This is a genomic window from Mesorhizobium sp. 2RAF21 (assembly GCF_052115345.1).
In the GTDB taxonomy this organism is placed as follows: Bacteria; Pseudomonadota; Alphaproteobacteria; order Rhizobiales; family Rhizobiaceae; genus Mesorhizobium; species Mesorhizobium terrae.
In genome coordinates, this window is the sequence record NZ_JBFRGM010000007.1 from 37,378 (window position 1) to 50,042 (window position 12,665).

Consider the following 12,665-nt stretch of genomic DNA (forward strand, 5'->3'; position numbering starts at 1 on the left):
CGTCCTTTGCGTTCAGTTCAACTTCGGATTGAGGGCATCGCGCAACCAGTCGCCAAGCAGGTTCACCGCGAGCACGATCAAGCTGAGATAGGCGGCCGGAAACACCACCACCCACCATTGGCCGGAGAACAGGAACTCGTTGCCGACCCTGATCAGCGTGCCGAGCGACGGTTCTGTCGGCGGCATGCCGATGCCGAGGAAAGACAAGGTGGCCTCGACCAGAATGGCCAAGCCGAGATTGAGCGTAGCGGTGACCATCACCGGCGTCAGCGTGTTGGGCAGGATATGGCCGAGCATGATCCTCAACGGCCTCACGCCGATCAACGCCGCCGCCGCGACATATTCCTTCCGCCGCTCGACCAGGGTCGAGGCGCGCACGGTGCGGGCATATTGCACCCAGTTGGTCAGCGATATGGCGCAGATCAGGATGACGATGGTGAAGGTTTCCCGCAACGCCACCGGCAGCAATTCACGGAACACCGCCGTCACCAGGATGGCGACCAGGATGGTCGGCACGCTGAGCAGCGTGTCGCCCACGCGCATCAGCACATTGTCGACCCAGCCGCCGAAATAGCCGGCGGTCAGGCCGACCAGAACGCCGATGGCGAGCGACAGCACAACCGTCGAGAAGCCGATGATGAGTGAGGCGCGCGAGCCATAGAGGATGGCCGAGTAGACATCGCGGCCCTGACTGTCGGTGCCTAGCGGGAACGCCCATTGGCCGCCATCGATCCAGGCCGGCGGCAACTCGGCATTCATCAGGTCGAGCTGCGACAGATCGTATGGGTTCTGCAGCGCGAGCAGCGGTGCCAAAACGGCGGCGGCGATGATGAGCACAAGCAACACGCCGGCGATCAGCGCCAGTGGGCTGCGCTTCAAATTCCACCACAGGTCGCTTGCCGCGATCCTTGCGAGCAAGCCTGCAGGTTCCCTTGACGTCGTCGTGTCAGCCATGACCGCCTCCCACTCCGCCCTGCGCCCGCAATCTGGGATCGATAATACCGTAGAGCAGATCGACGGCGGTGTTCAGCGACACGAAGATGAAGGAAACGATGACCAGATAAGCGGCCATCACAGGGATATCGACGAAGGTCACCGCCTGGATGAACAGCAGGCCCATGCCCGGCCACTGGAAGACCGTCTCGGTGATCAGCGCGAAGGCGATCAGATTGCCGATCTGCATGCCGGTGATAGTAATTACCGGCATCAGGCAGTTGCGCAGCGCGTGGCGGAAATTGATGACCCGTGCCGGCAGGCCGCGCGCCCGCGCGAATTTGATGAAGTCCGAGCGCAGCGTTTCTAGCATCTCGGCGCGCACCAGCCGCATGACCAGCGTGATCTGGAACAGCGCCAGCGTGATCGAGGGCAGGATCAGCGCCATGCGGCCGGAATGGGTGAGGAAACCGGTGGACCAGAAGCCGATCTTGACCACGTCGCCGCGGCCAAACCCCGGCAGCCAGCCGAGTTGGACCGAAAAGACCAGGATGAGCAGAATGCCGAGAGCGAAACTCGGCAGCGAAATGCCGACGATCGACAGGAATTGCAGCGCCTGCGCAATCAGCGAATCCCGACGCACGGCGGTCAGCACACCGAGCGGTACGCCGACGACCAGCGAAAGCAGCGTCGCCACCAGCACCAGCTCAAGCGTCGCCGGGAACCGTTCGGCGATCAGCGAGAACACGTCCTGCTGGTTGCGATAGGAGATGCCGAAATCACCCTGGGCGGCATTGGTGACAAACCGCACGAATTGCATGCCGGTGGAGAGGTTCAGCCCAAGCCGTTCGCGCAACACATCGCGCTGCTCCTGGGTCGCCTGCTCGTTCAGCATCATTTCAACCGGGTCGCCGACAAAGCGGAAGATCATGAAGGCCATCAGCGCGACGGCGAGCATGACGGCTACGGCATTGACCGATCGTCGAAGAATGAAGGCCAGCATCGATCAGAACCTTTTTGTTGGATCGAAATGGCAAGGAACAAAGGGCCGCGCCCGCCGGGCGGACACGGCCCCGCGCCTCACTTCATCTGTGTGAACCAGTGCCTGGCTTTGTTGTCGGGCAGCTGGATCACACTCGACACCCCTTCCCCGATCGCCCAGGCCATCGGCTGCTGGTGCAGGGGCAGGAACAGCGTCTCGTCCTTGGCGATCTTCATCGCCTCGGTCAGCATCGGCACGCGCTTGGCGCTGTCCAGCTCGCCGGCGGACTTGTCGACCAATGCATCGATGCGCTGGTCGCCCCAGTTCGCCCAGTTGAACAGGCCGGCGCTGCCGGATTTCGAGTGCACCACCTGGATCAGCAGCGAATAGGCGTCGAGCGCCGGTTCGTTGGCCCAGCCCAGCGTGGTGATGTCGAAGTCGCCCTTGACGCGGCGCGGATTGATGATGCTGCGCGGGCCGCTGGTGATGTTGGCCTTGATGCCGATGCGCGCCCACATCGAAGCCGCGGATTGGCAGATCTGCTCTTCATTGACGTAGGAATCGGTGGAGCACAGCAGCGACAGCGAAAACCCGTTGGGGTAACCGGCTTCGGCAAGCAGTTTCTTGGCGCCCTCGACATCGACCGGCGGCCGCTTGTCCAGCTCCTCGTTGTAGCCGGGGATCGCCGGCGCGACCAGCGCGCCGGTGGTGCGCGAAAGGCCGCGCATCACCTTCTTCTGCATCAGGCCCATGTCGAGGCTCTGATAGAGCGCGTTGCGAACCTTGGGGTCCTTCAGCGGGTTCTTGTCGGTGATGTCGGAGCCGACCAGCTTGTCGCCGAGGTTCATCGCGAAGAAGACGGTGCGCAATTCGTTCGACAAAAGCACCTTGATGGCGCCGGAAGCCTTGAGCCTCTCGATGTCCTGGAGCGGCGCGCTTTCCGTGTAGTTGATGTCGCCCGACAGAAGTGCCGCGACACGCGTCGGCGCCGAGGCGATCGGCGTGAACTCGATACGGGTGACGTTGTGCTTGGGTTTGTCCCACCATTTCGGATTGACGACCAGCACGGTCGTGGCGTCGGTCTGGCGCGATTCCAACATGAACGGTCCGGTGCCGTTGGCGTGATGGGTGGCGTAGCCCTCGACGCCCTTGGCCACGTCGGTCGGCCGTTCGCTGTTGTTTGAGACCAGCCATTTCTTGCTGAAGATGAAGATGTTGGTCAGGTCATTGGCGAGCAGCGGATAGGACGATTTCAGGACGATCTCGACGGTGTAGTCGTCGATCTTGCGCGCATCCTTATAGGCCGGAAGATTGCCCTTGAGCGGCGAAGCCTCGTCGCTCACCCGCTTCAGCGAGGCGACGACATCGTCGGCGGTAAAGTCGTCGCCATTGTGGAACTTGACGCCATGACGCAGCTTGAAGCGCCACACCGTCGGCTCGACAACCTCCCACGATTCCGCAAGCGAGGGTGCCAGCTTGAGGTTCTCGTCGTAGCGGGTGAGGCCCTCATAGATGTGATTGAGGAAAGCCAGCGTGAACGTGCTGCCGAACGAATAGGGATCGAGCGAATCGATATCGCGGGCGGCGCCCCACTTCAGGGTGGCGGCGTCCGCGGCGGTGACCACCACCAACAAGGCGGATGCGGCCGCCAGCAGCATTTTCAAACGCTTCATTGCTTGCTCCTCACTGTTCCCATCGCCGGCTTCACCGGCTCGTTGCCGGCATCCGTGCCGGATGACCCAACTCGTATTTTTCGTCGTTCTTATGTATACGAGTATTTATAATTTTGTATACATTATGAAGTGCGCGCACATGACGTGCAAGCCCTTTTCGCGGCGAGCGGCCAATTTTCTCCGAAGGATGGGCGGTAGGTGGAAGCGCTAGAGCCTCGTTTGGCCGATCGTGCGCTGCGCGCCGGCGACCAGGCCGCACAGCAGAGCCAGGAAGGCGATAGCCGAAAACAGCACCACCTGCCCCTCGGCGGCGCTCGACCATTGCCGCACCAGCCCGGCCAGCAGCGGGCCGCCGGCGGCAAGCGTGTAGCCGACGCTTTGCGACATGGAGGAAAGCCGCGCGGCGATGTTGGCGTTGGCCGAACGCAGCCCGATAAAGACCAGCGCGAGGCCAAAATTGGCGCCCTGCCCGAGGCCCAGAACAACCGCCCAGAACAGGGAACCCGGCAACCAACCCATAGTCAGTCCGGCAAAGCCGATGGCCGAAAAGCCGAGTGCGGCGACGACCAGCAGCTTCTGGCTGCGCAGGCGAGCGGCGAAGATCGGCACCACCAGCGCGGTCAAGGTCTGCGAGAAGACGGAAGCCGAGGTGACATAGCCCGAACCAAGCGGATCCAGTCCGCCGCTCTGCAGGATCGCTGGAAGCCAGCCGAGCACGATGAAGGCGAGTGCTGCCTGCAAGGTCATGAAACCGGTAACGCCCCAGGCAATGCCGTCGCGCCACAGATTGACGGTGGCGCCGTCGGTGCCGGCCTTGGCAGTCGCGCCGGTGCCCGCGGCGAAGGGCAGCCAGGCCAGCATCGCCAGGCCGGCGGGCACCGCCCACAGGCCGATCGTTGCATTCCAGCCGGTTCCAAGGGCATGGGCAAGCGGCAATGTGAAGGCCGCGCCCAGCGCGCCGCCTCCGCACATCGTCATGGTGTAGAGGCCGGTGGCAAGACCAAGCCGTCCGGCATAGTCGCGCTTGATGATCGCCGGTACCAGCACACCGGCAATGCCGATGCCGACACCGACAAGGACAGTGCCGGCAAACAGCGCCTGCACCAACGGTTCGATACGCAAGAGAAGACCAGCGGTAATGATAACCAGCGAGACCGCAAGGCCTTTCTCCAGCCCGACGCGCCGCGCCATGGCAAGGCCGGCGCCGCCTGCCAGGCCGAAACACAGCGACGGCATCATCGTCAAAACGCCGATGGAGGCGCCTGACAGACCGAATGCCTGCTGCACCGGCGCCAGCAGCACCGCAAGACTGGACAGAGCCGGGCGCAGATTGAGCGCGACCGCCAACAGCACGATGCCAGCGACCATGCTGCGCGCCGCTGGAGACAAAAAGCGCGCAGAGGCTCGGGCAACGCCAGCCTCATCGAGAGCAAGCGCGGAGGACGTGTTTTCAGGGTTTGGCATATTCGTCCAGAATGGCGCGGATATCGTGTTGGGTGACGGGCGCACTCAACAAAGCGCGCTCCGTCACCGCCTCGAGGTGATGGTCCATGGTCTCCAGCGCTTTTTCGCTGTCGCCCTTCTGCAGGGCCGCCACGATTTCCAGATGTTCGTTGACGGCGCAGTCGGAGGAATGCGGCCGGCCGTAAAGCGCCAGGATGAGCGAACAGCGCGAGACCAATTCGTTGATGTAGCGGGCGGTGACGGCGTTGCCGGCCATTTCGGCGAGCAGAATGTGGAATTCTCCGGCCAGCCGGATCGACTCGGCGGTATTGGAGGCCTTCACCGCCTCCTCGCGCGCCACATGAGCCTTGAGCTGCTCAACGTCTGTCTTGGTGATCTTGGAGACCAGCCTGCGCACCACGTCCCGCTCCAGGCTGCGGCGCACTTCGAAGATATCGTAGGCCTCTTCCAGCGTCGGCTGGGCGACGGCCGCGCCCCGGTTCGGAATGAGGTCGACAAGACCCTCGCTGTTCAGGCGGCCGAGCACGCTTCGCACGATGGTACGGCTGACGCCGAAGCGTTCGCCGATGACGTCTTCGGGCAGTTTGTCACCCGGTTTCAACGCACGCTCGATGATGGCGCGTCGCAGGCCATGATACATGGCTTCGCTGCGTGGGAGATTGGGGCGCTTCACGCGTTTGACCGAAACGTCGTCATTCATCTCTGCAACCGTCCTCCATCCGAGACGGCTCTTATACCGCACAGAAATGCATCCGTGAATTCGTTGTTTTGTATGCTATCATATCAAAAAATTGTATACTATTATTTTTCCAGGCAGCGGCAGTCGACCGCTGTCGGGCAAGCAGGAAATGTGCGGGAGCAAGGTTATGGCAAACAAGGGAGGGGTTCGTCGGCTGCTGCTCGTCAACGGCAATACCAATGCCGCGCTGACCGACAGGCTGGTCGAGCGGGCCAGGGTCGCCCTGCCTCCCGAACGCGACATCATAGGGGCAACGGCCATCTATGGGCCGGGCTATATCAGCGCGCGTGCCGATGCCGTCGTCGCCGCCCGCGCCATCGTCGACACGATCGCACTTGAGGTGAAGGAATACGGCGCCGAAAACATCAGCGTCTGCCTTCTCGCCTGTTTCGGCGAACCCGGCATCGGCGCGGCGCGCGAGATCTACCCGTTTCCGGTGGTCGGCATGGCGGAGGCATCGATCCTGTCGGCGATGCAGCTCGGCGAACGCTTCGCCATCGTCACCGTCGGCGAACGCTGGCCGTCGATGCTGCGCGAACTGATGCGCCAGCAGCGGCTGGACGACCGCTGTTGTGCCACGCTGGCGATCAACGGCCATGCACTGGAGGTGGCGGCAAGCGCGGAAGGTGCGCGCCGCAAAGTGGCTGAACTGATCTCGGAGGCCCGCGAACAGCATGGCGCCGATGTGATCATCGTCGGCGGCGCGGCGCTGGCGGGCGTCGCCAACGATTTGCAGCCCGAATTCGACGTTCCGCTGATCTGTTCCTTCAGCGCTGGGCTGGCGCAGGCCGAGGCGCTGGCCTCGCTACGCGAACCCGTTCGCCATTGAGGCATTCCCCGACGACGCCATCGAGAAGCGCTTGGCTTCGGAGTTATCCTTCCAGACCCAGAACTATCTGACCCACTCGCCGCGATACCAGTCGACGAATTTGCGCAGGCCGTCCTCGATCGAGGTGTTCGGCTTGAAGCCGATGGCGCGGTCGAGCTCGGTGACATCGGCATAGGTGCACTCGACATCGCCCGGCTGCATCGGCTCGTACTGGCGCTTCGCCTCGATACCGATCAACCGCTCCAGCATGTCGATGAAATCGCCGAGCCGCACCGGGCTGTTGTTGCCAATGTTGAACAGCCGGCTGGGCGGCACCGCGCCCGACGGCGGCGTGTCCAGAACCTTCACCACCGCTTCGACGACGTCGTCGACATAGGTGAAGTCGCGCCACATTTCGCCCTGGTTGAAGACGCGGATCGGTCTGCCCTCCAGGATCGCCTTGGTGAACAGCCAATACGCCATGTCCGGACGGCCCCACGGCCCGTAGACGGTAAAGAAGCGCAAGCCTGTCTGCGGGATGGCGAAGAGATGGGCGTAGGTGTGGCTCATCAGCTCGTCCGCCTTCTTGGTGGCGGCATAGAGCGAGACCGGCGTGTCGACCTTGTCGGCCTCGGCGAACGGTACCTTGCGGTTGCCGCCATAGACGGAACTCGACGAAGCGTAGACCAGATGTTCGAAGCCGGGCAGCGCCCGGCAGAATTCCAGCACCTCCAGATGCCCGACCACGTTGGAGCGGATATAGGTGCGCGGATTGTCGAGCGAATAACGTACGCCGGCCTGCGCGGCGAGGTGCACGATGCGCCGGATGCCGAGCCCCGACAGTGCCGCCAACGCGCCCTCGTCGGCGATATCCAGCCGGCGGAACGAGAACCCCTTTCGCTCAAGCAACTGCGCCAGCCGCGCCTGCTTCAGCGCCGGGTCGTAATAATCGTTCAGATTGTCGACGCCGATCACCTCTTCGCCCCGGTCGAGAAGGCGATGGCAGACATGACTGCCGATGAAGCCGGCGGCGCCGGTGACAAGAATGGGCAAGCGTGCTCTCCGAACAATTGCGCCGCGCCGGTCCGGCCGCACCGCCGGCGCAGTGCTACCACCGGGGCCGTCTCGGGTTCAACCGGGAACGATGGGTCCGGCCGCGTCAGCTCGCCTCGCGCATCGCCTCCGCCGCCTGCAGGTCGACGGAGACCAGCTGGCTGACGCCCTGCTCGGCCATGGTGACGCCGAACAGGCGGTCCATGCGCGCCATGGTGATCGGATTGTGGGTGATGACGACGAAGCGCGTTTCGGTCGAGGCCGACATCTCGTCCATCAGGTTGCAGAAACGCTCGACATTGTGGTCGTCGAGCGGCGCGTCCACCTCGTCCAGCACGCAGATCGGCGCCGGATTGGTCAGGAACACGGCGAAGATCAGCGACATCGCCGTCAGCGCCTGCTCGCCACCCGACAACAGCGTCATCGTCTGCGGCTTCTTGCCCGGAGGACGGGCAAGGATTTCCAGGCCGGCCTCCAGGGGATCTTCCGATTCGATCAATTGCAATTCGGCGGTGCCACCACCGAATAGATGGGTGAACAGCCGCTGGAAATGCGCGTTGACGACGTCGAAGGCGGCCAGCAGCCGTTCGCGGCCTTCGCGGTTCAGGCTCTGGATGGCCTGGCGCAGTTTGCGGATCGCCTCGATGACGTCCTCGCGCTCGGAGACGATCGTCTCCAGCCGCTCGGACAGTTCGCGCTGCTCTTCCTCGGCGCGCAGGTTGACCGCGCCCAGCCTCTCGCGCTCGATCTTCAGCCGTTCCAGCTGGCGCTCGATCTCGCCCATGTCGGGTATCGGGCTGTCAGCCTCCAGGCCGGTGTGGCGGATAACCAGGTGCGGCGGCGTGTTAAGCGCTTCCTGGATGCGCGCCTCCACCTCCTGGCGGCGCTCGTCGGCGGCGGTCAGCCTTTCCTCGGCGCGCACGCGCGCCTCGCGCGCTTCGGCCAAGGTAGTGATGGCGGCCGTTGCCGCCTTGTCGAGCTCGGCCTGTCGGTTTTCCGCTTCCTGCAAGCGGTCGGCGGCGTTCTTGCGCAGCGCCTCGGCTTCCGAGAGCTGGGACAGCAGCGCGCGGCGGCGCTGGTCGAGCTCGTCCGGCGCCTCGACCAGATCCTCTCGCTCGGCGGCTGCCTCGGCCTTGCGTTCGGCAAGTGCCGCGATCTGCGTCGACGCGTTCTCGGCGCGCGACAGCCAGTTGCCGCGTTCGAGGGCGATCGCCTGCAGGCGGCGCGTGCGCGCCTCGGCTTCGCGGTTCAGGCCGTCATGGACGGCGCGCGCTTCGGCCAGAGCGGCGCGATCGCGCGAGACGTGACCGGCAGCCTGCTCCAGCCTCGACTGCAAATCGCCGAGATCGGGCGCACCGCGCAGCTGTTCTTCCGCCTCGACATAGATGGCGGTGGCTTCCTCATGCGCCTCGACGACACGGCCGCGCGATTCCTCCAGCGCACCGCGCCGCGTCGACAATTCGCCGGTGGCCTTCTCGGCCTGGGCCAGGGCATTGCGCGCCGCGTCGAGCGCGTGCTGCGCGTCGCGCCATGCCTGGCGCGCGTGTTTTTCGTCCTCGACCGCGTTGCGCAGGCCGGTCTCGGCGTTACGCAGCGCCTCTTCGGCGGCGCGCACCGCCACGGTTGCCGCGACGGCCTCGGCGTCGAGTTCGGTCAGGCGGTTCTTCTGGGCCAGCCGCAGGGCGGCGGCGGTCGGCGCGTCGGCGCTGGCGGTGAAGCCGTCCCAGCGCCACAGCGCGCCGTCCTTGCTCACCAGCCGCTGGCCCGGCGCCAGCAAGGCCTGCAGGCGCTTGCCATCCGATGCCTCGACGATGCCGATCTGGGCGAGGCGACGCGCCAATTGTGACGGTGCCTTGACCACCGAGGCGAGGCTGCGCACGCCCTCCGGCAGCGCCGGGTCGCTCGCCTGCACCGCGTTCTCGCCCCAATGGACGGGCGCACTGCGGTCGAGCGGCACCTCGAGGTCTTCGCCAAGTGCGGCACCCAGCGCGGTTTCGAAACCACGCTCCACGCTCATCTGTTCCAGCACGGCTGGGAACAGGTCGCCGCCGCTGGTTGAATTGATGATCTTGGCAAGCGTGCGCGCCTCGGTCTCGATGCCGGCGAGCTCGGCCTTGGCCTCCTGCAATGGCAGCCGGGCGGCGGTCTCGGCCTCGCGCGCCGTCGCAACCGCCTGTTCGGCAAGCTCGGCGGCGGCCTCGGTCGCTTCCAGCGCCTCGGCGGCTGCTTCCGCCAACACGCGTTTTTCGGTCGGGTCGGCCAGCGCCGAGATGCGCTGCGCGATCTCGGCCAGTTCGCGGTCGGCATCTGCGAGTTGACGGGCGAAACGATCGCGCCGTTCCGCCGTTTCGCGCAATGTCCGCTCGATCTGGTTGCGACCGGCCGCCGCTTCCGCCCGTTCGGCGGTCAGCCTGGCCAGCGCACCTTCGCTGGTCGCCAGCGTCGCGGTGGCCTCTTCAAAAGCGGCGCGCGTATTTGCCTCGCGCTCGGCGGCACCGGCGTTTTCGCCGTTCAGGGTGGTTTCTTCCGCCGCCAGCCGCTCCAGCACGGCGGCGTTGTCGCGCACCATGCGCTCCTCGCGCTCGATATCGCTGTCGAGCTGCTGCAGACGGCGGTCGAGCTCGGTCTGGCGCGCGCGGATGCGGCCGGCCTCCTCCTCGATCTGCGACTTGGCGATCGACAGGCGCTGGAAAGCGGCGGCTGCCTTGGCCTCGGCGTCGCGCAGGTCCGGCAGGCGATGGGCGCCGATCGCCTGTTCTTTGGCGGCATTCATCTGGGCTGCGGCGCGATCGCCGACCAGCGCGGTCGCCGTCGCCAGGGCCGAACGTGCTTCGCCTTCCTGCGTCTTCGCCAGCGTCCAGCGCAGATGCAGCAGCGTGGCCTCGGCCTTGCGGATATCGGCCGAGAGGTTCTTGAAACGCGAGGCCTGGCGGGCCTGACGCTTTAGGCTCTCGATCTGGCTTTCCAGCTCGCCGACCACATCGTCCAGCCGCTCGAGGTTCTGTTCGGCGCCCTTCAGCCGCAACTCCGCCTCGTGACGGCGGGTGTGCAGGCCGGAAATGCCGGCGGCTTCTTCCAGCAGGGCGCGGCGCGCCTGCGGCTTGGCCTGGATCAGCTCGCCGATGCGGCCCTGCCCGACCATCGAGGGCGAGCGTGCGCCGGTGGACTGGTCGGCGAACAGAAGCTGCACGTCCTTGGCGCGCGCCTCCTTGCCGTTGATGCGATAGACCGACCCCGCCTCGCGCTCGATGCGGCGCGAAACCTGCAATTCGTCGGCATCGTTGAAGGCGGATGGCGCCGTGCGGTCGACATTGTCGAGGAACAGCGTGACTTCGGCGGTGTTGCGCGCTGGGCGCGTGTTGGAGCCGGAGAAGATGACGTCGTCCATGCCGGACGCACGCATGTTCTTGTAGGAGCTTTCGCCCATGACCCAGCGGAGCGCTTCCACCAAGTTCGACTTGCCGCAGCCATTCGGCCCGACGATGCCGGTGAGGCCGCGTTCGATAACGAACTCACCGGGTTCGACGAAGGATTTGAAACCGAGCAGGCGCAGGCGCGAGAATTTCATTCGCGCAACCCCGTTCGGGCGCGAACGCCAAGGCGCTGCCGCCCCGGCGCTACCGGAACGTCACAGCAGAGGGTCGATGATGGCCGACATTTCCGCAATCGACAACGCACCCTTGTAGGTTTGCCCGTTGATGAAGAAGGTCGGCGTCGAGTCGACCTTGAATTCGTCCTGTCCACGCTTCTGCACCGATCTGACTTGGTCCAGAAGTTTCTGGTCCGTCAAGCAGGAGTTGAAGCTCTCCTGTGTAAAACCGGCCAGTTTGGACAGTTGGAACATCGCGTCCTTGACGTTTTCGGCCGCGGCCCAGTTCTGCTGCTGCTTGAACAGCACGTCGACCATCGGGAAATAGTTGTCGCCCGCGCAGCGCGCCAGCATGAAACCCGCCTCGGCGCGCGGATCGAACGGGAACTCGCGGAAGATCAGCCGCACCTTGCCGGTGTCGATATATTTCGTCTTCAGTTCCGGCAGCGTCGTTTCGTGGAAATGCGCGCAATGCGGGCAGGTCATCGACGCGTATTCGATGATGGTGACCTTGGCGTCGTCCTTGCCAAGCTGCTTTTCCGGCAACACGCCCGGCTTCAGCAGTTCAGCCATGTTGACCGAACCGGAGGACTGCGGGGCTGCGGCCGCGGGCGTCGCTGCCGGCTTGGTGGCATCGGCGGTCTTGGTCGTCTCGGCGGGCTTCGAGCCTTCCGCCTCGGCCTCGCCAGCCTTGTTGCAGGCGGCGAGTGCCAGCGCTGCCGGAGCGACGGCCAGCGTGGTCAGAATGGTTCTGCGGGACAAGAGACGGGTCATCGAATCACCTGATTAGCGTTGGATTTTGCAATGGAAGATCAAGAAAAAGCGAGAGTCCGGGCGAATTAAGGCATCGCGGCCCACAAGTCCAATCGCGAAATCCGGTCGAAACGATCACGAAAACGCGAGACGCCGGTGAGTTCTACTTGCGCTGGCCGATGATGGTCGCGCCGAGCCGCTCCAGTGAAGCGCGCAGGCCGTCGTCCTCGACGCCCTCAACCACCCGTTCCAGACGCGTTTTCTCTAATGGCGTCAATGGCCTGGCAGGCTGTGCCGTGCGTCGCCTGGTTTCCGTCAGCGGCTTCTGGACGATGCGGATGCGGCCGATCGCCTGGAAACCAAGAAAGGCGTTGACGCGACCGATGATCTCGTCGGCCTGATGCTGGAGGTGCAGCGCCGCGACACCTTGGCACGCCACCACCAGCACAGCCGGCTCGAACGGATCGTCCTCGCGCATGCGGCGCGGCCACTGGATCTTTTCCGGCCGCGAGGTGCCGGCAAGACGCGGCCCGACGATCTCCTCCCAGGATTGGACGAGGCCGATCGAGATTCCGGCGCGCTTGCGCAACACCGGCTCGAGGATGCCGGTGGCGAGATCGCTGACCGGCACGGGATTGCCGTAGCGGTTTTTCCCTGTCATGCGTGCTCCG

Annotated in this window: 10 protein-coding genes; 1 reads left to right on the plus strand and 9 read right to left on the minus strand. The window is 64.7% G+C overall.

What is annotated here, in order from left to right; genetic code table 11:
- Nucleotides 1–12: 12 nt before the first annotated feature.
- The 5 genes from AB4136_RS12750 to AB4136_RS12770 all read right to left on the minus strand — a co-directional run bounded on the left by AB4136_RS12750 (nt 13) and on the right by AB4136_RS12770 (nt 5,752).
- Nucleotides 13–954, minus strand: a complete 942-nt coding sequence (locus tag AB4136_RS12750) for an ABC transporter permease (RefSeq protein WP_024925170.1) — start codon at nt 952–954, stop codon at nt 13–15.
- Nucleotides 947–1,936, minus strand: coding sequence for an ABC transporter permease (locus AB4136_RS12755; RefSeq protein ID WP_024925169.1), 990 nt, complete (start codon nt 1,934–1,936; stop codon nt 947–949). Before AB4136_RS12755 ends, AB4136_RS12750 begins: the two co-directional genes overlap by 8 nt.
- Before the next feature lie 77 nt (nt 1,937–2,013).
- Nucleotides 2,014–3,588 carry an ABC transporter substrate-binding protein gene (locus AB4136_RS12760; RefSeq protein ID WP_036254895.1) on the minus strand — a complete coding sequence of 525 codons (1,575 nt, stop codon included), beginning with the start codon at nt 3,586–3,588 and terminating at the stop codon, nt 2,014–2,016.
- A gap of 207 nt (nt 3,589–3,795) precedes the next feature.
- Complete coding sequence (locus AB4136_RS12765; RefSeq protein ID WP_024925167.1) at nt 3,796–4,956, minus strand: MFS transporter; 1,161 nt, start codon at nt 4,954–4,956, stop codon at nt 3,796–3,798.
- Nucleotides 4,957–5,038: 82 nt separating this feature from the next.
- Nucleotides 5,039–5,752, minus strand: coding sequence for a GntR family transcriptional regulator (locus AB4136_RS12770; RefSeq protein WP_024925166.1), 714 nt, complete (start codon nt 5,750–5,752; stop codon nt 5,039–5,041).
- Nucleotides 5,753–5,918: 166 nt separating this feature from the next.
- On the opposite strand from AB4136_RS12770, the gene AB4136_RS12775 reads away from it, so the two are divergent.
- Nucleotides 5,919–6,620, plus strand: a complete 702-nt coding sequence (locus AB4136_RS12775; RefSeq protein ID WP_024925165.1) for an aspartate/glutamate racemase family protein — start codon at nt 5,919–5,921, stop codon at nt 6,618–6,620.
- 63 nt (nt 6,621–6,683) lie between these two features.
- Here AB4136_RS12775 and AB4136_RS12780 read toward each other — a convergent pair whose 3' ends face one another.
- The 4 genes from AB4136_RS12780 to AB4136_RS12795 all read right to left on the minus strand — a co-directional run bounded on the left by AB4136_RS12780 (nt 6,684) and on the right by AB4136_RS12795 (nt 12,655).
- A complete protein-coding gene (locus AB4136_RS12780) occupies nt 6,684–7,652 on the minus strand; it encodes an NAD-dependent epimerase/dehydratase family protein (RefSeq protein ID WP_024925164.1) in 969 nt (322 codons plus the stop codon).
- Between the two features lie 106 nt (nt 7,653–7,758).
- Complete coding sequence (gene smc, locus AB4136_RS12785) at nt 7,759–11,220, minus strand: chromosome segregation protein SMC (protein WP_024927277.1); 3,462 nt, start codon at nt 11,218–11,220, stop codon at nt 7,759–7,761.
- Between the two features lie 60 nt (nt 11,221–11,280).
- Nucleotides 11,281–12,015: a DsbA family protein gene (locus AB4136_RS12790; RefSeq protein WP_024926727.1), complete on the minus strand. Its 735-nt coding sequence runs from the start codon at nt 12,013–12,015 to the stop codon at nt 11,281–11,283.
- A gap of 142 nt (nt 12,016–12,157) precedes the next feature.
- A complete protein-coding gene (locus tag AB4136_RS12795; RefSeq protein ID WP_024926726.1) occupies nt 12,158–12,655 on the minus strand; it encodes a DUF721 domain-containing protein in 498 nt (165 codons plus the stop codon).
- Nucleotides 12,656–12,665: the final 10 nt, after the last annotated feature.